The sequence below is a fragment of the Actinoplanes sp. L3-i22 genome (genome assembly GCF_019704555.1).
Taxonomy (GTDB): Bacteria; Actinomycetota; Actinomycetes; order Mycobacteriales; family Micromonosporaceae; genus Actinoplanes.
This window is the reverse complement of record NZ_AP024745.1, coordinates 1,417,199-1,442,982: the sequence shown is the minus strand read 5'-3', so window position 1 is coordinate 1,442,982 and position 25,784 is coordinate 1,417,199. Positions and strand designations below refer to the sequence as shown.

The window sequence follows — 25,784 nt, the reverse complement described above, 5'->3', positions numbered from 1 at the left end:
TAGCGTCTACTCCATGAGCCGTACTGTTGCCCTCGTCCTCGCCGCCGCCACGGTCGCCGCCCTGGCCGGCTGCGACGGCGCGGTGGGCGCCAAGATGACCTTCGACGACACCGAGAAGGCGAAGGTCACGGACATCGTGCTGACCGGCGAGGGCGGTGGCGACGTGACGATCACCACCGGCAACGTCACCGAGACCCGGATCAAGCGGATCGTTCGCGGCGGCACCGGGTCCGGCCCGGTCTACCAGATCTCCGGGGCCACCCTGACCCTGCCGACCGAGTGCGGCTTCAACTGCCACATCTCGTGGGAGGTGCAGGCGCCCACCGGGGTGAAGATCAACGGCGACATCCACTCCGGCGACGTGAACCTGACCGACGTGGGCGCCGTCGATCTGACCATGACCTCCGGCGACCTCATGATCGACGGGGCCTCCGCCCCGGTGAAGGTCAAGGCCACCTCGGGCAACGTGACGATCTCCCGGGTGCCCGGCCTGACCCTGCAGGCCACCTCCGGCGACCTGCAGGCCCGCGAGATCTCCGGCCCGGTCGACGCCCGACTCACCTCCGGCAACCTCGACCTGGAGCTGTCCAAGCCGGCCTCGGTGACCGCCGACGTGACCAGCGGCGACGTCCACCTGCTGGTCCCCACCGGCAGTTACCAGGTCAAGCAGCGCACCAGCAGCGGCGACACGACCATCAACGGCATCACCGACGACCCCAAATCACCGAACGTGCTGGATCTCCGGGCGCGCAGCGGCGACCTCTCCGTCGACACCCTGTAGGACCGGCGCCGGGGAGACCGGCACCGGGATCCGGCGGCCCGGAAGCAGTGCCGGGCGCCGCCCGGCGGCCACGTCCTCCACCCAGCCGACCAGCGCCAGCACCGCGGCGAGCAGCACGGTCACCGCGACCAGCCGCCAGCCGTAACCGAGCGGTCCGGCGATCGGCAGCCCGTGGCGCTCCCCGAACCTGGTCACCAGGACCAGCACCGGGATGTGCCAGAGGTAGATGCTCAGCGCCCGCGAGTTCAGCACGGTCAGCACCCGGTGCTCCCGGACCATCGGCGAGCAGCTGAGCGCGACCAGCACGAACGCGGCCGACCAGAGCGCGTTGCCGAGCGGGATGTCGTTGAGGTCGTAACCGCGCGGCCCCGGGTGGGTCAGCACCCAGGCGGCCGCGGGCAGGGCCAGCGCGGCCGCGATGATGAACATCCACTTGCGCGGGACCCGGGTCAGGTGACCGTCGTGGTGCGCGAAGCCCAGCATCCAGGCCCCGCCGTACAGGGCGAGGTCGTGCACGACGTTCACGGTCTTGACGCCGGTGATCTCGAAGAACAGCAGGGCGGCGTACGGCAGGAGCACCGCGACCAGCGGCGCCCGCCGGAAGAGCGGCAGCAGCACCGGCGAGAGCAGCACGAACCACAGGAAGTCCCGCAGGTACCACGCGTGGTTCAGCAGCTCCGGCCAGATCCCGGTGGCCTCCGGGTCGACCAGGGGAAAACCCCAGAGCAGCAGATGTACGTCGAACGGGGTACCGGCGAGGAGCATCGCCGGCACCGCGATCAACAGGGCGAGCACCCAGAGCGAGGGCAGCAGACGGCGTAACCGCCGTTCCACCGCCCACGCCCCGGACCGGTCCAGCGACGCCGCCATCAACGAGCCGGCCAGCGCGAACATCACCGACATCGCCGGGAAGACGATGGTCAGCGCGGTCCAGCCGGTGAGGTGATAGACCACCACCCGGACGGTCGCGATCGCGCGGAGCAGGTCCAGATACCGGTTGCGCATGGCCAACGGTGTTACCCGCTTTCGGCCCAAAAGCGCAAATTCCGGTGAACTATCCCATAATCAGGGAATGTCCACCTGTCGATCTAGAAGCCGAGCTTACGAAGCTGCTTCGGATCCCGCTGCCACTCCTTGGCGACCCGGACATGAAGATCGAGATAAACCTTCCTACCCAGAAGTTGCTCGATCTCAACCCGCGAACGGGACCCGACCTCCTTGAGCCGGGCGCCGCGCAACCCGATCACGATCGACTTCTGGCTGTCCCGCTCCACGTAGATGTCCGCGAAGATCTTCGTCAGCTTGCCCTCGAGCTGCATCTCCTCGACCAGCACGGCGATCGAGTGCGGCAGCTCGTCGCGCACGCCCTCCAGCGCCGCCTCCCGGATCAGCTCCGCGATCAGCACCTGCTCCGGCTCGTCGGTGATGATGTCGTCCGGGTACAACTGCGGAGATTCCGGCAGGTAACGCACCATCACGTCGGTCAGGGTCTCCACCTGATGCCCGGACACCGCGCTGACCGGCACGATCTCCGCGAAGTCGTAGAGCTCGGAGATCGCCAGCAGCCGCTGCGCCAGGGTCTGCTGATCGACCAGGTCCACCTTGGTCACCACCGCGATGACCTTGGCCTTGAGCTCGCCGACCTCGGCCGAGATGAACCGGTCGCCGCGCCCGATCGGCTCGTCCGCCGGGAAGCACACCCCGATCACGTCGACCTCGCTCCACGTCTCCCGGACCAGGTCGTTGAGCCGCTCGCCGAGCAGCGTCCGCGGCCGGTGCAGACCGGGCGTGTCGACCAGCACGAGCTGCGCGTCCGGGCGGTGCAGGATGCCCCGGATGACGTGCCGGGTGGTCTGCGGCTTGCTCGACGTGATCGCGATCTTCTGCCCGATGATCGCGTTGGTCAGCGTCGACTTGCCGGCGTTCGGCCGCCCGACGAAACAGGCGAAACCGGCGCGATACACGCCGTCGTCCCTTCGGTCCGACGATGCCGCTTTATGCCGATGCACCCGTCGCGGCCGGCCTCCGGTCAGGCTTTCCGATTTCCCGGTACGGTCGTCAGCCCGCCCGGCAGCAGCGGAGTCAGCCACCAGCCCGGTCGGCTCGTCCCGCGCCCCGCCGTTCGCCGGCGCCCCAGCGAGCTCCGCACGCCCGGCCGTCCCGGCCGCGCTCTCCCGAGCCGGCCCCACGGCACCCGCCCCGGCATTGCCCGGCGCGGTCGCCTTGGCGCTACCCGACGATGTCGCCTTGGCGTTGCCCGGCGCGGTCGTTTTGGCGTTGCCCGACGCGGCGCTGCCCGTCTTGGGCCGGCCGGACGCACGACCCTGACCAGCCGCGCCCGCGCCGGTCTGGCCCGGCGCACCCGCACGGTCCCGGCCGGTGGCGGCGCGGCCGTCAGCGGTGCGGTCACCCGTCGTACCCGGGAAGTTGCCGGAGCGACCACCGCGAGACCCGGAAGCGGACCCGCCCACCGCGCCCCGCTCCCCGGACGCGGCGCCCCGCGCGCCGCCGACCTTGCGTCCCCGCTGGTCCGCGCCCTGCCCCTGCTCGACCCGGCGCGCCGCCCGGCGCTCCTGCCGACGAATCTCGTTCCGCTCCCCGGCGGTGAGCCGCCGCTCGCTCGGCGCGGGCTGCCGCTCACCGCTGTCCGGCCGCTGCCCCGTCGCGGGCCGCCACTCGCCGCCCCCGGCGCGCTGGCCGGCCGCGGGCCGCCGGTCGCCGCTGTCCGGCCGCGGACCCGACGCCGGGCGCCACTGGCCCGACGCGGGACGCTGACCCGACCTGGGCCGGTCACCACCCGACACCGGCCGCTGACCCGCCGGCCACCAGTCACCCCGGTCCGGCCGCCACTCGCCGCCGTCCGGCCGTTGACCGGCCGCGGGCCGCCGCTCCCCCGGAGCCGGCCGCTGGCCCGACCCGGTCCGCCGATCGCCGGTGGCCGGCCGGCCGCCCGACGTGGGCCGCCGCTCGCCCGGAGCCGGCCGCTTACCCGGGGCGGCACGCCGCTCGCCCGAGGACGCGCGCCCGCTCGCCCCGGTCCGATCGCCCGAGGTGGGACGCCGGTCGCCCGAGGTGGGACGCCGGTCGCTGTCGTCGGGCCGCTGGCCTGATGAGGTCACGCGACACCACCGAGAGCAAGGGCGGAGCTGGTAGCAGAAACGGGATATTTCATGAAATGGGACGACCAAGCCTGAGAGGGAAGATGACTGAGTATGGGGGTGGTCATGCGGAGACCGTGCCGAGCAGCGTCCCGGACGGGCCGGCGACGTGGATCACCGCGTCGGCGGACAGGTCCCGGACCGCGGCGTGGCCGGCCCCGTCCAGCGTCGAGGCCTCGGTGACCACCGCGGCGGCCTCGATCTTCGTCGCGCCGGAGGCCGCGGCCTGGGCCACGGCCAGCTGCAACGCGGTCACGCTGAGGCTGGGCAGCGCCACCGAGGCGGCCGCGTAGGTGCGACCGTCCTGGTCGCGGACCGCGGCGCCCTCGGCCGCGGCCACCCGGGCCCGCGAGCTGCGGGCCAGGGTGACCAGCTTGGCGTCCTCGGCGCTCAGCGCCGGATCATCCACGCCCGGGACGGCGACGGCGGCAAACGACTGCTCAGGCATCAGCGGGAAGTCTTTCCTCGTTCTCGGATACGTTCTCGTCGTTCTCGTCGGCGGGCGGGGTCGGCCGCACCCGGCGCACCAGCACCGAGTCGATCCGGTTCCGCCGGCCGGCCGTGCCCTCGGCGATCATGTGCAGGCCGCCCACGTCGGCCCGGGCGCCCGGGATCGGCACCCGGCCCAGCGTCTGCGCGAGCAGGCCGCCGACCGTCTCCACCTCGTCGGTGGGCAGCTCGACGCCGAACACGTCGCCCAGGTCCTCGATCGGCAGGCGGGCGGCGACGCGGACCGCGCCGTCGTCCAGGTGCTCGATCGGGGGGCGTTCCACGTCGTACTCGTCGGTGATCTCGCCGACGATCTCCTCGAGGATGTCCTCGATCGTCACCAGGCCGGCCGTGCCACCGTACTCGTCCACCACGATGACCAGGTGGTTCCGGGCGGCCTGCATCTCGGAGAGCAGGTCGTCGACCGGCTTCGACTCCGGCACGAACTGCGCCGGGCGCATCGCGTCGGCCACCTCCTGCGCGGTCGCCGTCGGGTCGCCGTTCTGCGTGCGCCGGATCACGTCTTTCAGGTAGAGCACGCCGAGCACGTCGTCGACGCTCTCGCCGATCACCGGGATCCGCGAGAAACCCGAGCGCAGGAACAGGAAGAGCGCCTGCTGCAGGGTCTTCGGCGCCTCGATCCACACCATGTCGGTGCGCGGCACCATCACCTCGCGGGCGATCGTGTCGCCCAGCGCGAAGACCGAGTGGATCATCTCGCGCTCGCCGTGCTCGACCACGCCGCGCTGCTCGGCCAGGTCGACCAGCTCACGCAGCTCGACCTGGCTGCCGAACGGGCCCTCCGGGAAGCCCTTGCCCGGGGTCACCGCGTTGCCGATCAGGATCAGCAGGGACGCGAGCGGGTTGAGCACCCGGCCCAGCCAGCGGACCAGCGGGGCGGCGGCGCGGCCGACCGCGTACGCGTGCTGACGCCCCAGCGTGCGGGGCGCCACGCCGACCACGACGAAGCTGATCAGCGTCATCGAGCCGGCCGTGATCAGGGCCGCCGGCCAGCCCACGTTCCAGGTGTCGACCGCGACCAACGCGACCAGCGTGGTCGCGGACAGCTCGCAGAGCAGCCGGAGCAGGAGCAGCAGGTTGACGTAGCGGACCACGTCGGAGGCGACCGCGGCGAGCGCGCCGGCCCCCCGCTGCCCCTCCCGGTCCAGCTCGCTGGCCCGGGCCGCGGAGACCGTGGCCAGCGCGGCGTCGGTCATCGAGGCGAGACCGGCCAGCAGGACCAGCCCGACCGCGAAGAGGATCAGTTGCAGGTCCGGAAGGCCGGCCGAGGCGGGGTCCACGATCAGCCGGCTTTACGCCCGGCGCGCCAGCTCTGCAGGAGCTTGTTCTGCAGAGCGAACATCTCGCGCTCCTCCTCCGGCTCGGCATGGTCGTAGCCGAGCAGGTGGAGGGCCCCGTGCACGGTGAGCAGGTGCAGCTCGTCGGCGGCGGAGTGCCCCGCGGCGGCCGCCTGTTTCGCGGCCACCTCGGGGGCCAGCACGATGTCACCCAGCAGGGCCGGCTCACCGGCGCCGGACTCGCCGGGCCCGTGGTCGACGCTGCCCTCGTCCATCGGGAAGGCGAGCACGTCGGTGGGGCCGTCGCTGCCCATCCACCGATGGTTCAGCTCGGCCATGTACTCGATGTCGACGAGCAGGATGGACAACTCGGCGAGCGGGTTGACCCCCATCTCGTCGAGGGCATGCCGGGCAACCGCGAGGATCGCGTCGGTGTCGACCTCGACTCCCGACTCGTTGGCGATCTCGATGGACATAGTGGTGCGATTACCCCTTGCGAATCAGCGCCGGCGCTGGGCCCGGCCGTTGGCGGCCCGGTCCGGCACGGCATGAACGGAATTTGCGGCCTGTTGCTCCTGCACGACGTCGAACCGTGCGTAGGCGTCCACGATCTCGGCGACCAGGCGGTGCCGCACGACGTCGGAGCTGGACAGCTCGGCGAAGTGCACGTCCTCGACGTCGCGCAGGATCTCCCGGACGATCTTGAGGCCGCTGGTGGTGCCGCCCGGCAGGTCGACCTGGGTGACGTCGCCGGTGACCACGATCTTGGCGCCGAACCCGAGCCGGGTCAGGAACATCTTCATCTGCTCGGGCGTGGTGTTCTGCGCCTCGTCCAGGATGATGAAGGCGTCGTTGAGCGTCCGCCCGCGCATGTAGGCGAGCGGGGCGACCTCGACCGTCCCGGCCGCCATCAGGCGCGGGATGGACTCCGGGTCGAGCATGTCGTGCAGGGCGTCGTAGAGCGGACGCAGATACGGGTCGATCTTCTCGGTGAGCGTGCCGGGCAGGAAGCCCAGACGCTCGCCGGCCTCGACCGCGGGCCGGGTCAGGATGATCCGGCTGATCTGCTTGGCCTGCAGCGCCTGCACGGCCTTGGCCATCGCCAGATACGTCTTACCGGTGCCGGCGGGGCCGATCCCGAAGACGATCGTGTTCTCGTCGATGGCGTCGACGTAGCGTTTCTGCCCCAGCGTCTTGGGCCGGATGGTGCGGCCCCGCCGGGACAGGATGTTCAGCGTCAGCACCTCGGCGGGGCGCTCGGAGGTGTTGTCCTCGAGCATCCGCAGGGTGCGGCGGACCGCGTCCACGCTGAGCGTCTCGCCCTTCTCGATGAGCTCGACGAGCTCGGAGAAGAGCCGCTCGGCGGTGGCGTTGTCGGCCGGTTCGCCGGTGATGGTGATCTCGTTGCCACGCACATGCACGTCACTGCTGAGCGTGCGCTCGATAAGGCGGAGGATCTCGTCCTTGGCGCCGAGCAGGTTCACCATGATCTTCGGGTCGGACACCGAGATCTTGGTCTGCGCCCGCACCGGGCTGGACGAGCCAGTGCTGGAAGGGTTCGGCGTACCGGTCATAGGGGCGGCCCAGAGGGCCTCCGCCACCTGCTCTCTAACTAGGCTGGCTCGTTATGAGGGCGTCGACCCGGCGGTCCGGTGAGGGCTGTCGGGCGGCGTGCTCAAGGATCGTGCCATCCTATCCGCTCGCCCGCTCCCCCGCCGATGCCATTATCGGCAGGCAGTTCCGCAGATCACCCGCCCGGCGCGCCGACAGCCGGGCCGGCGCGCCGAACGGGTCACCGGCTGGTGGGGCCGTCCGAGGCCAGGCCGCCGTCGAACCCCTCCTGGCCACGGGTGAAGCGGTAGGTCGCCCAGTGCATCCGGATCACGGCGCCCGACCCGTCCCGGGTCAACCGGAGCAGCTCACCGGTCTCGCGCCCGGAGACCGTACGCAAATGGTCTGGATTTTCCGGAAGCGGCCGGAAGGTCGCCGGGGGCTTGTCCGCCGGAGCCTCGGCGGCCCGGGCCTCCAGCCGGCCGTCGTGCCAGGCGAAGACGAACTCGGAACCCTCGCTCCACCAGCGGCCCAGCAGCGACCGGTAGGGCGGCGGCGCCGGCGCGGCCACCCGCCACGGCCGGATCTCCGCCGGGTCGGTGTCGACCGCCAGTCGTAGCAGCTCATGGGCCAGGTCGATGGTCTGCCCGGCGGAGCCGGAGGAGCCGAGCACGGCGCAGCCCAGCCCGCCCGGGTTGCCCTCACCGCCGCGCCGGCCGTAGACACCGGCCAGGAAGCCCGGCATCGCGCCGTCGTGACCGACGTGCACGACCCGCTTGCCCTCCGGGGTGAGGATCAGCCCGAGCCCGAAGCCGACCGCCCAGAGCGACTCGTCGGTGGTGGTCAGCGGCCAGCGCATCTCGTCGAGCGTGGCCGGGTCGAGGACCTTGTTGCCGGCCGCCGGATCGGTCAGGAACGCGGCCCACCGGGCCATGTCCGAGGCCGTGCTCCAGAGCTGTGCGGCCGGGGCGACGCCGCCGAAGTCGACCGGCGGCTCCGGACGGGCGGCGTCGGAGTATGCGTCGACCACGTAACCCACCACCGCGTCGGCCGGCCGATCGAGCGTGGTGTGCGTCAGGCCGAGCGGGTCCAGGATCCGTTCGGCGAGCACCTCGGCCCAGGTGCCGCCGCGCAGTTTCGCGACGAGGTGACCGAGAACGGCCAGTCCGAGGTTGGAGTAGTGGTAGCGGCGCGCGTTGGGCAGCACCCGCTCGGCGCGGTCCAGCTCGGCGATCAGCCGGGCGGCGTCCGGGGCGATCAGCGTGTCCCACACGTCGCCGTGCGGCTCGCGCTGGTAACCGGCGGTGTGCGAGAGCAGCCGGCGGATGGTCGCGTCGCCGTGCGCCGGCACGTCGAGGTAACGGGCGACCGGCTGGTCCAGGTCGAGCAGCCCGTCGTCGCGGGCCTGCATGACCAGCACCGCGGTGAACGTCTTGGTGACCGAGCCGATCCGGAACCGGCTCTGCGGACCGAGCGGGTGCGCCGGGTCGCCGGAGTCACCGACGGTGATGACCCAGGGCTCGCGGTCGGCGCGGACCAGGGCGGCGCTGAGCGCGGGGATGCGCCCGTCGGCCTGGGCCCGGCGCACCGCGCGCTCGTAGCGGGGATGTTTCTCCGGCGCCACGGTCACCGGCCGGCCAGCATCGGGCCGAGCGGGGCGCCGCCGACGACGTGCGCGTGCACGTGGAAGACCTCCTGGCCACCGTTGCGGCCACTGTTGAAGATCACCCGGAAGCCGCCCTCGGTCAGGCCCTCGGCCTCGGCGACGGCGGCCGCGGTGGCCAGCACGTCGGCGGCGGCGGACGGGTTCGCGGTGGCCAGGGCGACCACGTCGGTGTGGTGCTCGACCGGGATCACCAGCACGTGGGTGGGGGCCTTGGGGTCGATGTCCCGGAACGCGACGGTGGTCTCGGTGCGGTGCACGACGGTCGCGGGGATCTCCCCGGTGACGATGCGGCAGAACAGGCAGGTGTTGTCCACCCGTCGGATCTTATGCGTGCCCGATCGGGGGTTGAATGGGTCCCGGAATGTTCCACCCAATGCTGGGAGCGCTCTCACATGACCGACTTTGATCACCTGCTCGAGCAACTCACCCTGGACGAGAAGGCGTCCCTGGTGACCGGACAGGACTTCTGGTCGCTACCCGCGATTCCGCGCATCGGCCTGCGGTCGCTGGTCATGTCGGACGGGCCGGTCGGTGTCCGCGGCACCGGCTGGGCTCCGGAGGATCCGTCGGTCGCCCTGCCCAGCCCGACCGCGCTGGCCGCGTCCTGGGATCCGGAGCTGGCCGCCGAGGCCGGTCGGCTGCTCGGCCAGGAGGCCCGCCGCAAGGGCGTGCACGTGGTCCTCGGCCCGACGGTCAACCTGCACCGCACGCCGCTCAACGGCCGGCACTTCGAGTGCTACTCGGAGGACCCGCTGCTCACCGCGGAGATCGCGGTCGGCTTCGTGCGCGGCGTGCAGGAGCACGGCGTCGGCACCACGGTGAAGCACCTGGTCGGCAACGACTTCGAGACCGACCGGATGACCGTGGACGTGCAGATCCCCGAACGGGCGCTGCGCGAGCTCTACCTGGCGCCGTTCGAGCGGGTCGTGCAGGCCGGCGGCTGGGGCGTGATGAGCGCGTACAACGGGGTCAACGGCGCCTCGATGGCGCAGAACGGCCGGCTCCAGGACGAGGTGCTCAAGCAGGAGTGGGGCTTCGACGGCGTGGTGGTCTCCGACTGGCGGGCCGCGCGGTCGACCGTGGGGGCCGCCCTCGGCGGCCTCGACATCGCCATGCCGGCGATGGACAACCCCTGGGGACCCGCCCTCGCGGAGGCGGTCCGGTCCGGCGCCGTTCCCCTCGCGGTCATCGATGACAAGGTACGGCGGGTGCTGCGTCTCGCCGCGCGGGTCGGCGCGCTGGACGGGTACGACCGGCCGGCCGCCGAGCCGGTCGACGGCGACGCGGTCGCGCAGCGGGTGGCGTCCCGCTCGTTCGTCCTGACCCGCAACGAGCAGGACCTGCTCCCGGTGGACCCGGCCACGACCGGCCGGGTCGCCGTGATCGGCGCGCTCGCCCAGGACGCCCGGGTGCTCGGCGGCGGCAGCGCCCAGGTCGCCCCGCCGCACGTGATCTCCCCGCTGGACGGGCTCCGCCGGGTCTTCCCGGACGTGACCTACGCGATCGGCGCCGACCCGCGCCCGTTCCTGCCGGCCGCCCAGGGTTCCGGCTGGTCGGAGTTCCGGATCGACCTCGGCGCGTACCGGTTCGAGGTGCCGACGGCCGCGGTGCGGTGGCTCGGCGATCCGCCCGGCGCGCTGTCCGTGCACGACATCTCGGTGCTGGAGCTGACCACCACGTACACCCCGGCGGAGGCCGGCGAGCACGTCTTCGCGGTCTCCGGCTTCGGCACGTTCGAGCTGACCGTCGGCGACCAGAAGCTCTACCAGGGCTCGCTGCACCCGCCCGGCACCGGCCGCGCCGACCTGCTGCTGCACCCACGCGAGCAGCGCTTCACGATCACCCTGCCGGCCGGCGAGCCGGTCCCGGTGACGCTGCGGCAGAGCTTCGAGGCGGGGACCGCGCACTCGGCGGCCACCACGCTCGGGCACCGGCCGCCCGGGCCGGACGAGGAGGGCCTGATCGCCGAGGCGGTCGCGCTGGCGGCCCGCTCCGACCTGGCCGTGGTCGTCGTCGGCACCACCGAGCAGGTCGAGTCGGAGGGCTTCGACCGCACCTCCCTGGCACTGCCCGGCCGGCAGGACGAGCTGGTGGCCCGGGTCGCGGCGGCGAACCCGCGGACCGTCGTGGTGGTCAACGCCGGGTCGCCGGTGCTGCTGCCGTGGGCCGAGGACGTCGCGGCGGTGCTGCTCACCTGGTTCCCCGGGCAGGAGGCGGGCGCGGCGCTGGCCGCGGTGCTGACCGGCGCCGAGGAGCCGGGCGGGCGGCTGCCGACCACGTGGCCGCGCCGCGCGGAGGACTGCCCGGTGCTGGAGGTGTCGCCACGGGACGGCGGATTGTCGTACGCCGAAGGGATCTTCATCGGTTATCGAGGCTGGAAACGGGCGCCTCTTTACGCCTTCGGCTCCGGCCTCGGCTACACGACCTGGGACTATGCCGACCTGACGGCGTCGCCCGGCGAGGCGGTCGTGACCGTGACCAACACCGGCGAGCGGGCCGGGCGCGAGGTCGTGCAGATCTATCTCTCCGCGGCTGAGGACGGGCCGGTGGAACGGCCGCGGCAGTGGCTGGTCGGGTTCGCGACGGTCCAGGCCGCTCCGGGCGAGACGGTCACCGTCCGGATCCCGCTGCCCGACCGTGCCTTCCAGGTCTGGGACAACGGCTGGCGCACACTCCCCGGCCGATACACGGTCACCGCCGCCCACGCCCTCGACGATCCCCGCCGAGCCGTCGACATCGAACGGTAGCCCGCATCCCCGAGAGATCGCCCGCCCGTCTACGTCGGGCCACCGACACCGCGCGCACCCAGCCGGGCCTTCGTCGAGGTAGCGAAAGCTCCCACCGACCGAGGCCCGGCTACCCGCCCGACCCGGCCCCGAACTGCCCTGCGACCCGGCCCGAGACAGCCGCCCGGCCGCCGACAATCCGCCTGCCAACCGCCGCGCCCGGCCCCAAACAGTGCGGCAACCAGCCGCCGAGATGGCCGCCCAGCCAGTGCTGGGCTATCAGTGGCCCAGACAGGCGTCCGGGCCCAACCCGGTGCGGCTACCAGCGGCCGAGGCGGGTGGAGAGCACGGAGAGGGCCGCGATCCCGGCGGTCGACGTGCGCAGGACCGAGCTGCCCAGCCGGACCGGCACCGCCCCGACGTCACGGAAGGCAGTCACCTCCGCGTCGCTGATGCCACCCTCCGGACCGACCACCAGGACGATCTCCCCGGACTCCGGCAGCGCCGCCGTGCTCAACCGCTCGGTGGCCTCCTCGTGCAGCACGAACGCGGCGGCCGCCGCGCCGAGCCGAGCCACGACCTGCTTGGTGGAACAGTCCGGGTCGCCGGCCACCACCGGCAGCCAGGACCGACGCGCCTGCTTCGCGGCCTCACGGGCAGTCGCCGCCCACTTGTCGCGCGCCTTGTACCCCCGGTCGCCACGCCACTGAGCCACCGACCGGGACGCCGCCCACGGCACGATCTCGTCCACACCGGTCTCGGTCATCGCCTGCACGGCCAGTTCGCCACGGTCCCCCTTGGCGATGCCCTGAACCACGACCAGCCTCGGATCGGCAGCCGGCTCATGCGCCCGCTCCCCCACCGAGACGTCAACGCTCCCCTTACCGACCGCGACAACCTCACCGTGCACAACGCCACCCCGCCCGTCGGCAAGGATCAGCACTTCACCAACCCGAAGCCGCTGCACAGTCGCGGCATGATGCCCTTCCGGCCCATCAAGCCTGAACGTCGACCCAGCAGGAATGCTCTCAACCAGAAACAGCGGCGCAGACACCCCCGCACGCTACCGCGCACCCCGAACCGACCCCGCCACCTCCCACCCCGCCCAGACGGCGCAGGCCACGCTGCGCCGCGACGTGAAGTCGGACGGCCCGGTAGGGCGCGAGGCCGCCCCGCGCCGCGCGGCCTCGGCTGTCCGGGGCCGCCTCGCGCCGCGCGGCCTCGGCTGTCCGAAAGGAGGCCTGGTTGCGTGGCCGCCCCGCGACGCAGGGCCCGACCGCGCAGGGCCTGACCGCCCAGGGCCCGACCCGCCCAGGGCCCGACCCGCCCAGGGCCCGACCCGCCCAGGGCCCGACCCGCCCAGGGCCCGACCCGCCCAGGGCCCGACCCGCGGGGGTCGGGCTGCGGGGGTCGGGCTGCGCTGTCGGGATCTGGGCGGCAGGGATCAGGGGCGGAAGAAGGCTGTTACGTCGTCGGAAAACAGTTTGGGCTGCTCGGCGGGGAGGAAATTGCCGCCGGACGGCAGCTCCGTCCAATGCGTGACCGGGGCCTCTCGCTCGGCGAAGCGCCGGATGGTGATGTCGGTGACGCCCAGCGCTACGCCGAGCGGGACAGTGGACTTCTCCTTCGGTGCCCAGGCTGACGGGTCGTGGGCGGACTCCCAATAGGTGTTCGCGGAGGAGCCGGCGGTGCCGGTGAACCAGTACAGGCTGACGTTGGTGAGCAGCAGGTCCAGCCCGACGGCGTCCTCGGGGAGCTGGGCCGCCGGGTCGGTCCACTCCTGGAATTTCTCGACGATCCAGGCGAGCTGACCGACCGGTGAGTCGTGCAGGCCGAACGCCAAGGTCTGCGGGCGGGTCGACTGGATCGCGGCGAAGCCCATCCGATCGTCGCGGAACTCCTGCAAGCGGCGCAGACGGTCCTGCTCGGACTGGGTGAGCCCCTCGAACTCGGCCGGGTCACCGGAGGGGAACGTGATGTGCCCGTTGACGTGCACCCCGATCACCTTGTCGGGTGCCTGGCGGCCCATCTCGACGGCGATCCAGGCGCCGCCACCGGTGCCCTGCACCCCATATCGCTCATATCCCAGGCGAGCCATGATCTCGTTGAGCGCGGCGGCGCTGCGGGCGGTGTTCCACCCCGGACCGGTGAGCGGACCGGAGAAGGCCACACCCGGGTTGCTGACCAGCACGAGGTGGAAATGCGCCCGGAGCGCCTCGACCACCGGCAGGTAGAGCGCGAACGAGCCGGGCCAGTCGTGGCTGATCAGCAGCGGGGTGGCGGCCGGATCGGCCGAGCGGACATGCGCGAAGTGCAGGGTCTGCCCGTCGACCTCGGTGACGAACTGCGGCAGCTCGTTGAGCCGCGCCTCGGCGGCACGCCAGTCGAACTCGTCGGCCCAATAGGCGGCGAGGCCACGCAGGTAGTCGGCGGGGACTCCGCGAGCCCAGCCCTGGCCGGGGATCTCCGGCGTCCACCGGGTGCGGGTCAGCCGGTCGCGCAGGTCGTCCAGATCGCTCTGCGGCACATCGATGCGGAAGGGTCGGATCGACGCCATGTCCTGCTCCTTGTCACTAAGCCGATGTCACTGGTCTCTGCCTGGTGAGCGCCGGCCACTCGGCGGTGCCGTCAGGCAGTTGCCATAAGGCTAATCAGAACGGAATGCTTCGTTCCGATTGAAAGACTATCAGCTTCCGAAGCGGAGCGGAATACTTCGTTCCGTTCTGGTAGGCTTGCCGGCATGAGGAGACCTGGGCGCGGCGAGCAGGCGGTTCGCAACAACGAAGCCATCCTGGTCGCGGCACGCGAGGTCTTCCTGGCCGATCCCCGGGCGCCGGTCGCCGCCGTCGCCGAGCGGGCCAAGGTCGGCATCGGCGCGCTCTACCGGAGATATCCGAGCAAGGAGGATCTGCTTCGCACGCTCTGCCACGACGGGCTGAAGACGTTCATCGCGGAGGCCGAGCGGGCTGCCCTGGAGCCGGACGAGTGGGCGGCCTTCGCGGGATTTCTGCGCGGGGTCGTGCAGGCCGACGTGCACTCGCTGACCGTGCACCTGGCCGGCACGTTCACGCCCACCGAGCAGATGAATACCGACGCGGAGCTGGCCGGCGAGCTTGCCGGCGGGCTGCTCGAACGGGCCCGGCCACGACTGCGGCCGGACATCGGTGCCGCCGACGTGACCCTGCTGTTGGAGATGTGTGCGGCGGTTCGCGTTCCGGACGTCACCCGCACCGGCGAGCTTCGGGACCGGTGTCTGACCGTCCTGCTCGACGGCCTGCGGACCGGCGGCGCGCTGCCCGGCCCGCCACCGGCCGTGTACGAACTGAACTGGCGCTGGCTGGACACCTGACCGGCGGGGCCTGGGCTGGGGCCGGGGCTGGGCCGGGGCTGGGGCTGGGGTTTGGGTTTGGGGGTAACCGTGCCCAGCCACGGACGTCGCCCTGGAGGGTCTCGCGTTTTGGGCGCCCCGCGCCCTTGCGAGGCCCGGAAGGGTCCCCGCGGGAGCGACGATCTGTACCCCGGCGGACCGAGGCAAAAAGATCTTGAAATTGATCTTGGATGGGCGGCAGCCCGGCCTAATAGCGCCGAATGGGCGGCGGCCCCTGCCCCGCGGCAGCCTCATGAGCGGCGGCCTTCACCTTGCGGCGGCCTCTTGGGTGGCACTGAACAGGGAGGGCCTCGATCCGAAGATCGATGCCCTCCCTCGGCGTCCGCTAAAAGCTAAAAGCCAAAAGCTCAGAACTCAATGCCCGTTGAAAGCGTCCCGCATCCGGCTGAAGAAGCCGCCCTGCTTGCTCAGCTCAGCCACGTCCTCGCCCCGGGTCTTGGCGAAGTCCCGCAGCATCCGCTCCTGGTCGGCGGTGAGCTTGGTCGGTGTCTTGACGTCGAGGTGCACGAAGAGCTCGCCCCGGCCCTGGCCCCGCAGATGCGGCACGCCCTTGCCGCGGATGCGAAGGGTGCTGGCCGGCTGCGTGCCCGGTTTGACCTCGATGTTCTCTTCGCCGTCGAGGGTTTTGATGGTCATCCGGGTGCCGAGCGCGGCGGCCGTCATCGGCAGCGTGACGCGGCAGTGGAGATCGTCGCCCTTGCGGGAGTAGACGTCGTGCGGGCGCTCGTGAATTTCCACGTAGAGGTCGCCGGCGGTGCCGCCGCCCGGGCCGACCTCGCCCTGCTGGGCCAGGCGGATGCGCATGCCGTCCTCGACGCCGGCCGGGATCTTGACCGTGAGCGAGCGGCGGGTGCGGATCCGGCCGTCGCCGGCGCAGGTCGGGCACGGGCTCGGGATGATCGTGCCGTGGCCCTGGCAGTTCTGGCAGGGGCGGGACGAGACGACCTGGCCGAGGAAGGTGCGCTGCACCGACTGGACCTCGCCGCGGCCGCCGCAGACCTCGCAGGTGGCCAGGTGGGTGCCGGGCGCGGTGCCGGCGCCGGAGCACTGGGTGCAGAGCACCGCGGTGTCGACGGTGATCGGCGCCTCGACGCCGAACGCGGTCTCCACCAGGTCGAGCTCGAGGCGCAGGATCGCGTCGGCGCCGGGCCGGGTGCGCGGGCGCGGGCCACGGCTGCCACCGCCGGCCGCGGTGCCGAAGAACGCGTCCATGATGTCCTGGAAACCGACGAACGGGCCGGCCCCGCCGGCGCCGCCGCCGGGCATGCCGCCGCCGGGCGCGAGCGGGTCACCGCCGAGGTCGACGACCTGCCGCTTCTGGTCGTCGGACAGGACCTCGTACGCCGCGTTGATGTCCTTGAACTTCTCGTGTGCCTCCGGATCGGGGTTGACGTCCGGATGGTACTGCCGAGCCAGCTTGCGGTAGGCGCGCTTGATCTCGTCGTCGGTGGCTTCCCGGCTCACGCCGAGAATTCCGTAGTAGTCCTTGGCCACGGGGTTTGGAGTCCTCAATGTCTGCGCGGATCCGTCAATTCTGTGCCAACAGGTCGCCAACGTAGCGTGCCACTGCACGAACAGTAGCGATGGTGCCGGGGTAGTCCATCCGGGTCGGCCCCAGCACGCCGAGCCCACCAACGATCGTGGCCCCCGGTCCGTAACCGGTGCTGACCACGGAGGCCGACCGGAGGTTGTCGATCTCGTTCTCGTCGCCGATCCGGACCCGGGTGGTGCTGGGTTCGAGGTCACCGATCAGCTTGAGCAAGATGACCTCCTCCTCCAACGCTTCGAGGACGGGGCGCAGCGTGCCCTGAAAGTCCAGCACACCGCCGCGAGTCAGGTTGGCCGTCCCGGCGAGTGCGAGGCGCTCCTCACTCCGTTCGACCAGAGTCTCCAGCAGCACGGTGGCCAGACAGACCATGTCGCCGCGGCGCTCCGGGGTGCACTCCTCGACCAGGGTCTGCACCAGGGGCGGGGTGTCGGCGAGGCGCTGACCAGCAAGTTTCTCGTTGACGCGGCGTCGCAGATCCCACACGGCGCCCTCCGGCACCGGGGCCGGCATCTCGACCAGGCGCTGCTCGACGCGGCCGGTGTCGGTGATCATGACGAGCATCAGCCGGGTGGTGGAGATCGGCACGAGCTCCAGATGGCGCACCGAGGAGCGGGACAGGCTCGGATACTGCACGACCGCGACCTGCCGGGTCAGCGTGGCGAGCAGCCGGACCGTGCGATGCACCACATCGTCGAGGTCGACGACGCCGATCATGAAGCGCTCGATCGCCCGGCGCTCGGCCGGGCTGAGCGGCTTGACCCTGGTCAGCCGGTCGACGAAGAGCCGATAGCCGGCGTCGGTGGGCACCCGGCCGGCACTGGTGTGCGGCTGCCGGATGTAGCCCTCCTCCTCCAGCACGGCCATGTCGTTGCGCACCGTGGCCGAGGAGACACCCAGCTGATGCCGCTCGACCAGCGCTTTACTGCCGACCGGCTCGCGGGTCTTCACATAGTCCTCGACGATCGCCCGCAGGACTTCGAGCTTGCGGTCATCAAGACTCATATGACCCCTCCCTCTGGCACTCGCGCGGACAGAGTGCCAGTCTACGTCGCCGCTGGCTGCAGCGCGATGATCGAAAGGACCGACCGTCGACGGTTCTTTCCGGCAACGGGTCCGCCGGGAAAGCCATGGCGGAATCGAAACAGTACGACACCGGGTCCGCCCCGTCAGGGCGCGACGTCGCGGATGACCGCGTCGGCCAGCAGTCGTCCGCGCAGTGTGAGCACGAGCCGCCCGGCGTCGTAGGCACCCTGCTCCAGCAGGCCGTCGGCCAGCGCCTGGGCGGCCGCCGGGCCGTCGACACGGTCCAGGGCGATGCCCTCGCGCAGCCGGACGCGGAGCATCACGTCCTCGACGTGCCGGTCCCCCGCGGTCAGGAGCTCTCGGCCGTGACCTGGAGAAACACCATCATTCAAGCGATTTGCGTACGCCGTTGGATGCTTCACGTTCCACCAGCGCACCCCGCCCACGTGGCTGTGCGCGCCGGGACCGAGCCCCCACCAGTCGGCGCCGGTCCAGTACCGCAGGTTGTGCCGGCACTCCCCGCCGGGCCTGGCCCAGTTGGAGACCTCGTACCAGTGAAAACCGGCTTTTGTCAGTTTTTCCTCTGCGGCCAGATAACGGTCGGCGGCCACGTCGTCGGAGGGGAACGGCAGCTCGCCGCGGCGCATCCGGACCGCCATCCGGGTGCCGTCCTCGACGATCAGGGCGTAGGCGCTGACGTGGTCCACCCCGGCGTCGATCACGGTCTGCAGGGAACGCTCGAAGTCCTCCGGGGTCTCCCCCGGGGTGCCGTAGATCAGGTCCAGGTTCACGTGCTCGAACCCGGCGTCGCGGGCCTCGAGCGCGGCTTCCGGCGCGCGGCCGGCGGTGTGCTTGCGGTCGAGGAGGCGCAGCACGTGCTCGGACGAGGACTGCATCCCGAGCGAGATCCGGGTGAAGCCGGCGGCCTTCAGGTCCTTCAAATACGACAAGTCCACTGATTCGGGATTTGCCTCCGTGGTCACCTCGGCGTCGGCGGCCAGCCCCCACCGCTGATCGATCCCCTCGAGGATCTTCCCGAGATCACGGGCGCTGAGCAGGGTGGGTGTGCCACCGCCGACGAACACGGTGTCCACCCGGGGCGGCGTGACCACCTTGGCCGCCAGGTCCAGCTCCCGCAGCACGGTGCCGGCGTACTCGTCGCGGCTCGCCCCGCCGCCCAGTTCGCTCGCGGTGTAGGTGTTGAAGTCGCAGTACCCGCAGCGGCTGGCGCAGAACGGCACGTGCACGTAGACCGCGAAGCCGTTCGCCCCCACATCACGGGTCGCGGAATCGGGGAGGGACCCGTCCAGGGGAACGGGTTCGCCTTCAGGGAGTGCGCCGGCCATCCGCCAAGTCTGCCTTAAGGTGCCGGGCATGGAACTGGTCCGTACCGTCACCGAGGCCGGGGTGACCACCCTCACGCTGGACAGCCCCGCCAACCGCAACGCTCTGTCCCGCGCCCTGATCACCGAGTTGCTGACCGCGCTGGCCGCCGCGGCCGCCGCCCCGGACACCCGGGTGGTGGTGCTCTCGCACGCCGGCCCGGTCTTCTGCTCCGGCGCCGACCTGAAGGAGACCGCCGCCACCAGGCCGGGCGAGCGCCTCCCGGTCGAGCTGATGGCGGACCTGCTCGCCGCGATCTGGGAGTTCCCGAAACCGGTGGTGGCCCGGATCGCCGGGCCGGCCCGGGCCGGCGGGCTGGGCCTGATCGGCGCCGCCGACCTCGCGGTCTGCACCGAGTCGGCCACGTTCGCGTTCACCGAGGTCCGCCTCGGGGTGATCCCGGCGGTGATCAGCGCCACCGTGCTGCCCCGGCTGGCACCCCGGGCGGCGGCCGAGCTCTACCTGACCGGCGATGTCTTCGGTGGGGCGCGCGCGGCGGAGATCGGGCTGGTCACAGCCGCGGTGCCGGACGCCGAGCTGGACGCGGCGGTGGCCGGCTACTGCGCGTCGCTGATCCGCGGCGGTCCGCTCGCGCTGGCCGGCACGAAGCAGCTGCTGCGGCGGGCCCGCTCCGAGTCGATCCGGGCCGAACTGGCCGAGCTGAGTGACCGTTCAGCCGGATATTTCACCTCGTCGGAGGGGCGCGAAGGCGTTTCCGCACGTCAGGAGAAACGGGACCCGAGCTGGGTCCCGAAACAGTGACGATGATCTAGGTGCGTTCGTTGTCTAGGCTTGGCGTCCGATCACGGAGGAGGTGGCGAACGGATGAAGACCGCGATCGGCGTGCTCGCCTCCCTCATCCTCATCGCGGTGATCAGCGTGGTGGTCGTCCTGCACCGGGATCCCACCGCGATCACCCTGCCGACCCTCGGGCCGGAGTGCGTGGTCGGCACCGACGGCGAGGTCACCATGGACCTGGTGCAGATGGCCAACGCGGCGACGATCGCCGCGGTCGGCATCCGCCGGGACATGCCCGAGCAGGCCGTGGTGGTCGCGCTCGCCACCGCCCTGCAGGAGTCCAAGCTGGAGAACCTGGACGGCGGCGACCGGGACTCGGTCGGCCTCTTCCAGCAGCGGCCCAGCAAGGGCTGGGGCACGGTCGAGCAGATCAAGGACCCGAGGTACGCGGCCGGCAAGTTCTACAGCGCTCTGAAGAAGGTCAAGGGCTGGGAGACGATGCGGGTCACCGACGCGGCGCAGCGGGTGCAGCGCTCGGCGTTCCCGAACGCGTACGAGAAGTGGGCCGACGAGGCCCGCGTCCTGGCCGCCGCACTGATCGGCAAGGACACCGGCGCGGTGGCCTGCCGGGTCACCGGCGATCCGGTGGTGCGCGGCGCGGCCGCGGCGGCCGCCCTGATGGCCGGCCTGAAGCTGGACTGGGGCAAGAAACTCGGCACCGCCAGTACCGAGGCGGCCGGCCTGACAGTTTCGGTGAGCACCGCGAGTTCCGGCTGGCGGTACGCCCACTGGCTGGTCTCGCACGCCTCCGCGACCGGCCTCGAACGGGTACGTTTCGCCAACCTGGAATGGCACGCCCCGGACGGAAAGTGGCAGCAAGTAACCACACCCGGGGTCCCCGACAACGGCCACGTCGTCGCCGAAGTCTTCAGCTGACCCCTACTCTCCGCAACTTTCGGTGACTTTCGGTAGTTAACATTCCTGACAACTGGAATTGCGCTGCGTATACGCCAGCATGGACAGTCCGCAACCCTCCTGGTACTAAATAGGGCGTGTTCTGGGGAGCGCTCGAATGGATCCTGCTGGGAGCGGGGGGCGTCGGCGCGATCACCTACGGTGTGCGCCGCCATCGGCCGGCGCGTCAAGCGCCGTGGTGGCTGCTGGCCGGCTCCTTGGCGGCCCTCGCCGTAGGCGACGTCTGCTACTCGTACCGGTGGATGAACGTGGCCGACATCTTCTACCTGTTGATGTTCGGTCTCACCGCACTGTGCCTGCTGCAGTTCACCCGTGGCGGCGCGCTGCTGGGCGACCGTGCCCGGCTGATCGATCTGCTGGCCGCCACCTGCACGACGCTGCTGGTGGTCTGGGTCTTCGTGATCGGTTCGGACCGGCTGCACACCGTCTCGGCCACCGACGTGATCGGCGACCTGCTGCTGATCGGGGTGGCCGGCCGGCTGGTCGCCGCTGACCGGCGCAACGCCTCGGCCTGGCTGTTGCTGGCCGGCGCGCTCGGGATGCTGACCGGCGACCTGGTCTATCCGCTGGTCAAGAACTGGATGACCGAGTCCGCGTTCGTGGTGCTCTACGTCTGCTGGGGCCTGGCCGCGCTGCACCCGTCGATGGTCCGGCTCACCGAGCCGGCGCCGCCCCGGCACAGCCCGTGGAAGTTCCGCTGGTCGGTGCTGCTCACCCTGGCGGCCTCGACGCCGCCCGCGGTGCTGCTGATCGAGTCGCTGCGCGGGGAGGTCGAGGACGGGCTGGTGATCGCCATCACCGGCGCGGTCACGCTGCTGCTGACGATCACCCGGCTGGCCGACGCGATCCGCCAGAACAGCCAGGCGCTGACCCGGGAGCAGGGCCTGCGCGTGGCGACCGCGGCGCTGGTCGCGGCCGCGGACCGACCCGCCGTCGACGCCGCGGTGCGGGCGGCGGTGGCTCAGCTCCTGCCACCCCATGCCGTCCGCCGGGTGTCGCTCGCCGACGAGCTGGCCGTCACCGAACTGCCCCGGGAGCCGACCGGCCCGGCCGACCGCAGCTGGTGGCTGCCGGCCGCCGACCCGGACGACCGGATCCTGGTCTGCCCGCTGCGCCTGGAGCCGCTGGACGTGGCCCGGCCCAGCGGCGGCGCGCTGGTCATCACCGGCCGCCGGGAGGACCTGATCACCGGCCACGACGCGCTCGAGGTGCTGGCCGGGCAGGCCGCGCTCGCGCTCGACCGGATCACCCTGGTCGAGGCGGTCGGCCGGCGGGACAGCGACCTCTACCTGCGCGCTGTGATTCGCAACACCGCCGACCTGATGGCGGTGATCGACGTCGACCAGCGGATCCGGTATTCCAGCCCGGCGCTGCGGGACGTGCTCGGGCAGACCGAGCTGCCGCCGCTGGCCACCCTGGACGAGCTGATCCACCCGGACGACCAGGCGCGGGTCCGCAACGCGCTGCGCTCGCACGGCGACGGCACGGTGCACTGTGCCCTGCAGCGCGCCGACCAGGGCCAGGTGCTGGTCGAGCTGACCTATCGCGACCTGCGCGAGGACCGTCTGGTGCAGGGTCTCGTGCTGACCATGCGGGACATCACCCGCAACCACGACCCGGCCGAGCGCCACCCGCAGGCGGAGTACACCGGCGAGATGCCGGCCTGGGTCAACCGCCGCAGCGCCCAGCAGCGTTTCCGCTATTGAGATCAAAACCATTTTTGGGTACGGACGTGAAGAAGCGCCGGACCCCTTTCGAGATCCGGCGCTTCTCCGCTGTCTATCGGGTCACGCCCCGATAACCGTCCTGCTTATCGGGTCAGGCCACGGCGACCGGTGATACCGACCGTCAGGGCGACACCGATGGCGGCCAGAACGACCTGGAAGAAGAACTCGATCCAGTCGAAGCCGTTGGTGTTGGCGACACCGAAGGCCCGGGCCAGCACCGTGCCGAGCAGTGCCGCGACAACACCGATGACCATGGTCAGCCAGATCGGGATGTTCTGCTTGCCGGGTACGACCAGGCGACCCAGAGCGCCGATGATCAGACCGACGATAAGGGCGGTGATGATTCCGGTGACAGTCATTGAGGTCCTCCTCGGGGGGTGGAGCTTGTTCGGTTGCGTCCGTCGAGCAACAGAGTTCCCGACCCCCCGAGAAATCAAACCGCCCTATTTTTTGGCGGCTTTCGGATCGGCCCCCTCGGAGGTGGAGAGCGCGGCGATGAAGGCCTCCTGAGGCACCTCCACGCGGCCCACCATCTTCATCCGCTTCTTGCCTTCCTTCTGCTTCTCGAGCAGCTTCCGCTTGCGGCTGATGTCACCGCCGTAGCACTTCGCCAGCACGTCCTTGCGGATCGCGCGGATCGTCTCGCGGGCGATGATGCGGGATCCGATGGCCGCCTGGATGGGCACCTCGAACTGCTGCCGCGGGATGAGTTTCTGCAGCTTGGCGGCGATGGACGTGCCGTACGCATAGGCCTTGTCCTTGTGCACGATGGCGCTGAACGCATCCACCGGCTCGCCGTGCAGCAGGATGTCCACCTTGACCAGATCGGCGACCTGCTCGCCGGAGGGCTCGTAGTCGAGCGAGGCGTAGCCCTTGGTCTTGCTCTTCAACTGGTCGAAGAAGTCGAAGATGATCTCGGCGAGCGGCAGGGTGTACCGCAACTCCACCCGTTCGGCGGACAGGTACTCCATGCCGAGCAGGGCGCCCCGGCGGCTCTGGCAGAGCTCCATGACCGCGCCGACGTACTCGTTCGGCACCAGCACCGTGGCTCGCACCACCGGCTCGTGGATCTCGGCGATCTTGCCGGCCGGGAACTCGCTCGGGTTGGTGACCGTCGCCTCGTTGGCGTCCTCGGTGACCACCTGGTAGACCACGTTCGGCGCGGTCGAGATCAGGTCGAGGTTGAACTCGCGCTCGAGCCGCTCCCCGATGATCTCCAGGTGCAGCAGGCCCAGGTAGCCGACCCGGAAGCCGAAGCCGAGGGCGGCCGACGTCTCCGGCTCGTAGGTGAGCGCGGCGTCGTTGAGCTTGAGCTTGTCGAGCGCGTCACGCAGCGCCGGGTAGTCCGAGCCGTCGATCGGGTAGAGCCCCGAGTAGACCATCGGCTTGGGGTCCTTGTAGCCGCCGAGAGCGTCCTTGGCCGGCCGGTTGTGGCCGGTGATGGTGTCGCCGACCCGGGACTGGCGGACGTCCTTCACACCGGTGATCAGGTAGCCCACCTCGCCGACGCCGAGGGCGCCGGCCTTCTCCATCTCCGGCGAGACCACGCCGATCTCGAGCAGCTCGTGGACGGCGCCGGTGGACATCATCTTGATCTTGTCGCGGGCGCTGATCCGGCCGTCGATGACCCGGACATACGTGACGACGCCGCGATACACGTCGTACACCGAGTCGAAGATCATCGCGCGGGCCGGGGCGTCGGCGTCGCCGACCGGTGCGGTCAGCTCCCGGACGATCTCGTCGAGCAGGTGATCCACGCCGACGCCGGTCTTGCCGGAGACCCGCAGCACCTCGGACGGGTCGACGCCGATGAGCTTGGCCAGCTCCTCGGCATACTTCTCGGGCTGCGCGGCGGGCAGGTCGATCTTGTTGAGCACCGGGATGATGCGCAGGTCGTTCTCCATCGCCAGGTACAGGTTGGCGAGAGTCTGCGCCTCGATCCCCTGCGCGGCGTCGACCAGCAGCACGGCGCCCTCACAGGCGGCCAGGCTGCGGGACACCTCGTAGGTGAAGTCCACGTGGCCCGGGGTGTCGATCATGTTGAGGACGGCGGTCTCGCCCTGCCGGGCGCCCTCGCGCACCGTCCAGGGCATGCGCACGGCCTGCGACTTGATGGTGATGCCGCGCTCACGCTCGATGTCCATCCGGTCCAGGTACTGCGCCCGCATCTGTCGCGGGTCGACCACCCCGGTGATCTGCAGCATCCGGTCGGCCAACGTCGACTTTCCGTGGTCGATGTGCGCGATGATGCAGAAGTTGCGGATGCGGCTGGGATCGGTCGATCCGATCACGTTCACGCCGGGGTCGAGCGGTCCAGGCACGGTCGTCCGTTCTTCTCAAGCTGGCTTGTACGACTTCGGAGGGCCGGCGGACACGCCGGCGCCTCCTATCGTCCCACGCCCGGATGGGCAGGTCCGATCACACCCGTTCGAGCGCCTCGTGCGGAGCCGGCGGCAGCTCCACCGCGACCGGGTCCCCGGGACGAATCGCACCGCCCCGCAGCACGACCCCCATCACGCCGGCCCGGAAGACCACGGTCCCGTCCGGCTCCTTCCCGAGAACCTCCTTGAGCAGGCCCGGCCGGAAGCCGTTGATCTGCGCGCACGGATTCCGCAGGCCGGCGATCACCACGGCGGCCCGCGCGTCCGGGCGGGGACCGCCGGCATCCCGCCGCAGGGCCGCCCCGACGGCCTCCGCCGCCCGGGTGGTGGCCTCGTCCAGGGTTGCCGTCGCGGCCGCGGCCAGCACCGCCTGAGCCGGATGCTCAGCAATCCCGCTCTCCCCCAGCTCGGCGCCTTCCAGCCCGGCGCCTCCCGGCCCAGCGCCTCCCGGCCCAGCGCCTTCCGGTGGATCCGAGGGCGGGCCGAAGCGCAGGATCGTGCCGCGCGGCAGCGCGAGCAGGTCGATGCCGCGGGTCGTCACGTTCTCCCCGATGCCGCCGGCGGGCACGTCGAAGCCCTTGCCGGCCACCTCGTCGAACAGCTCGGCCTGGATCAGATGCACCTGGCGCAGGTTCGGCTGGGCCGGATCGGCCCGCATCCGGCTCCGGTGCCGCACGTGGTGCCCGGCGTGGATGTCCCCCTCCACGCCCAGCCCCGCCACCAGGACGATCTCGTCCCGGTTCGGCTTGGTGAACGTGTAGGCGTCGTTCCGGCTGACGGCAGCGACAGTTCCCGACTCAGCGCTCATGCCCCGAGTCTCGCCACCCCCGCCACATTTCTCGACCCGGTTTCGCGACCCGGCCGCCCGGCCCGGCAACTCACCCGCCCAGCGCCTCCTGGCCCGGCGACTCACCCGCCCAGCCACTCCCAGCCCGGCGACCCGTCCGCCCA

General features: G+C 71.3%; 22 protein-coding genes. 6 read left to right on the top strand and 16 right to left on the bottom strand.

The window, feature by feature from the left end; all coding sequences use genetic code 11:
* The first annotated feature begins 13 nt into the window (after positions 1-13).
* A complete protein-coding gene (locus L3i22_RS06680; RefSeq protein ID WP_221326110.1) occupies positions 14-781 on the top strand; it encodes a DUF4097 family beta strand repeat-containing protein in 768 nt (255 codons plus the stop codon).
* Here L3i22_RS06680 and L3i22_RS06675 read toward each other — a convergent pair.
* The 8 genes from L3i22_RS06675 to L3i22_RS06640 all read right to left on the bottom strand — a co-directional run bounded on the left by L3i22_RS06675 (position 722) and on the right by L3i22_RS06640 (position 9,257).
* A complete protein-coding gene (locus L3i22_RS06675; protein WP_221326109.1) occupies positions 722-1,786 on the bottom strand; it encodes an acyltransferase in 1,065 nt (354 codons plus the stop codon). The two genes, L3i22_RS06680 and L3i22_RS06675, sit on opposite strands and share 60 nt — an antisense overlap.
* Before the next feature lie 83 nt (positions 1,787-1,869).
* Positions 1,870-2,745: a GTPase Era gene (era, locus tag L3i22_RS06670; protein ID WP_221326108.1), complete on the bottom strand. Its 876-nt coding sequence runs from the start codon at positions 2,743-2,745 to the stop codon at positions 1,870-1,872.
* 1,258 nt (positions 2,746-4,003) lie between these two features.
* Positions 4,004-4,387 carry a cytidine deaminase gene (locus L3i22_RS06665; RefSeq protein ID WP_221326107.1) on the bottom strand — a complete coding sequence of 128 codons (384 nt, stop codon included), beginning with the start codon at positions 4,385-4,387 and terminating at the stop codon, positions 4,004-4,006.
* Positions 4,380-5,735 (bottom strand): hemolysin family protein, encoded by a 1,356-nt coding sequence (locus tag L3i22_RS06660; protein WP_370644527.1) that lies wholly within the window; start codon positions 5,733-5,735, stop codon positions 4,380-4,382. The genes L3i22_RS06665 and L3i22_RS06660 overlap by 8 nt, the downstream gene beginning before the upstream one ends.
* On the bottom strand, positions 5,732-6,202 hold the full coding sequence (gene ybeY, locus L3i22_RS06655) for an rRNA maturation RNase YbeY (protein ID WP_221326105.1): 471 nt from the start codon (positions 6,200-6,202) through the stop codon (positions 5,732-5,734). The genes L3i22_RS06660 and ybeY overlap by 4 nt, the downstream gene beginning before the upstream one ends.
* A gap of 24 nt (positions 6,203-6,226) precedes the next feature.
* Entirely contained in the window at positions 6,227-7,300 is a 1,074-nt protein-coding gene (locus tag L3i22_RS06650; RefSeq protein ID WP_221329817.1) for a PhoH family protein, read from the bottom strand.
* A gap of 218 nt (positions 7,301-7,518) precedes the next feature.
* Positions 7,519-8,907, bottom strand: coding sequence for a serine hydrolase (locus tag L3i22_RS06645; RefSeq protein ID WP_221326104.1), 1,389 nt, complete (start codon positions 8,905-8,907; stop codon positions 7,519-7,521).
* A complete protein-coding gene (locus L3i22_RS06640) occupies positions 8,904-9,257 on the bottom strand; it encodes an HIT domain-containing protein (RefSeq protein ID WP_221326103.1) in 354 nt (117 codons plus the stop codon). Before L3i22_RS06640 ends, L3i22_RS06645 begins: the two co-directional genes overlap by 4 nt.
* Before the next feature lie 78 nt (positions 9,258-9,335).
* On the opposite strand from L3i22_RS06640, the gene L3i22_RS06635 reads away from it, so the two are divergent.
* Positions 9,336-11,690, top strand: coding sequence for a glycoside hydrolase family 3 protein (locus L3i22_RS06635; protein WP_221326102.1), 2,355 nt, complete (start codon positions 9,336-9,338; stop codon positions 11,688-11,690).
* Positions 11,691-11,988: 298 nt separating this feature from the next.
* Here L3i22_RS06635 and L3i22_RS06630 read toward each other — a convergent pair whose 3' ends face one another.
* Together L3i22_RS06630 and L3i22_RS06625 are read right to left on the bottom strand one after the other, a co-directional pair.
* Complete coding sequence (locus L3i22_RS06630; protein WP_221326101.1) at positions 11,989-12,723, bottom strand: 16S rRNA (uracil(1498)-N(3))-methyltransferase; 735 nt, start codon at positions 12,721-12,723, stop codon at positions 11,989-11,991.
* Positions 12,724-13,113: 390 nt separating this feature from the next.
* On the bottom strand, positions 13,114-14,226 hold the full coding sequence (locus L3i22_RS06625; protein ID WP_370644393.1) for an epoxide hydrolase family protein: 1,113 nt from the start codon (positions 14,224-14,226) through the stop codon (positions 13,114-13,116).
* A 183-nt stretch (positions 14,227-14,409) separates the two neighbouring features.
* Between L3i22_RS06625 and L3i22_RS06620 the strand changes: the two genes are divergently transcribed.
* Positions 14,410-15,018 (top strand): TetR/AcrR family transcriptional regulator, encoded by a 609-nt coding sequence (locus L3i22_RS06620; protein WP_221326100.1) that lies wholly within the window; start codon positions 14,410-14,412, stop codon positions 15,016-15,018.
* Positions 15,019-15,411: 393 nt separating this feature from the next.
* Here the strand turns inward: L3i22_RS06620 and dnaJ are convergent, their stop codons facing one another.
* The 3 genes from dnaJ to hemW form a co-directional block, all read right to left on the bottom strand.
* On the bottom strand, positions 15,412-16,551 hold the full coding sequence (gene dnaJ, locus L3i22_RS06615) for a molecular chaperone DnaJ (protein ID WP_221326099.1): 1,140 nt from the start codon (positions 16,549-16,551) through the stop codon (positions 15,412-15,414).
* Positions 16,552-16,585: 34 nt separating this feature from the next.
* Complete coding sequence (gene hrcA / locus L3i22_RS06610) at positions 16,586-17,608, bottom strand: heat-inducible transcriptional repressor HrcA (RefSeq protein ID WP_221326098.1); 1,023 nt, start codon at positions 17,606-17,608, stop codon at positions 16,586-16,588.
* A 164-nt stretch (positions 17,609-17,772) separates the two neighbouring features.
* Positions 17,773-18,975 carry a radical SAM family heme chaperone HemW gene (gene hemW, locus L3i22_RS06605; RefSeq protein WP_221326097.1) on the bottom strand — a complete coding sequence of 401 codons (1,203 nt, stop codon included), beginning with the start codon at positions 18,973-18,975 and terminating at the stop codon, positions 17,773-17,775.
* A gap of 28 nt (positions 18,976-19,003) precedes the next feature.
* Between hemW and L3i22_RS06600 the strand changes: the two genes are divergently transcribed.
* The 3 genes from L3i22_RS06600 (at position 19,004) to L3i22_RS06590 (ending at position 22,431) form a co-directional block, all read left to right on the top strand.
* Entirely contained in the window at positions 19,004-19,774 is a 771-nt protein-coding gene (locus L3i22_RS06600) for an enoyl-CoA hydratase-related protein (RefSeq protein ID WP_221326096.1), read from the top strand.
* Positions 19,775-19,837: 63 nt separating this feature from the next.
* Positions 19,838-20,686 (top strand): hypothetical protein, encoded by an 849-nt coding sequence (locus L3i22_RS06595; RefSeq protein WP_221326095.1) that lies wholly within the window; start codon positions 19,838-19,840, stop codon positions 20,684-20,686.
* Between the two features lie 116 nt (positions 20,687-20,802).
* Complete coding sequence (locus L3i22_RS06590; RefSeq protein WP_221326094.1) at positions 20,803-22,431, top strand: PAS domain-containing protein; 1,629 nt, start codon at positions 20,803-20,805, stop codon at positions 22,429-22,431.
* 104 nt (positions 22,432-22,535) lie between these two features.
* On the opposite strand, the gene L3i22_RS06585 is transcribed toward L3i22_RS06590, so the two are convergent.
* The 3 genes from L3i22_RS06585 to L3i22_RS06575 form a co-directional block, all read right to left on the bottom strand.
* A complete protein-coding gene (locus L3i22_RS06585) occupies positions 22,536-22,811 on the bottom strand; it encodes a GlsB/YeaQ/YmgE family stress response membrane protein (protein WP_221326093.1) in 276 nt (91 codons plus the stop codon).
* A gap of 84 nt (positions 22,812-22,895) precedes the next feature.
* Positions 22,896-24,773, bottom strand: a complete 1,878-nt coding sequence (gene lepA / locus L3i22_RS06580; RefSeq protein ID WP_221326092.1) for a translation elongation factor 4 — start codon at positions 24,771-24,773, stop codon at positions 22,896-22,898.
* A 97-nt stretch (positions 24,774-24,870) separates the two neighbouring features.
* A complete protein-coding gene (locus L3i22_RS06575; protein WP_221326091.1) occupies positions 24,871-25,641 on the bottom strand; it encodes an MOSC domain-containing protein in 771 nt (256 codons plus the stop codon).
* Between the last annotated feature and the right edge of the window lie 143 nt (positions 25,642-25,784).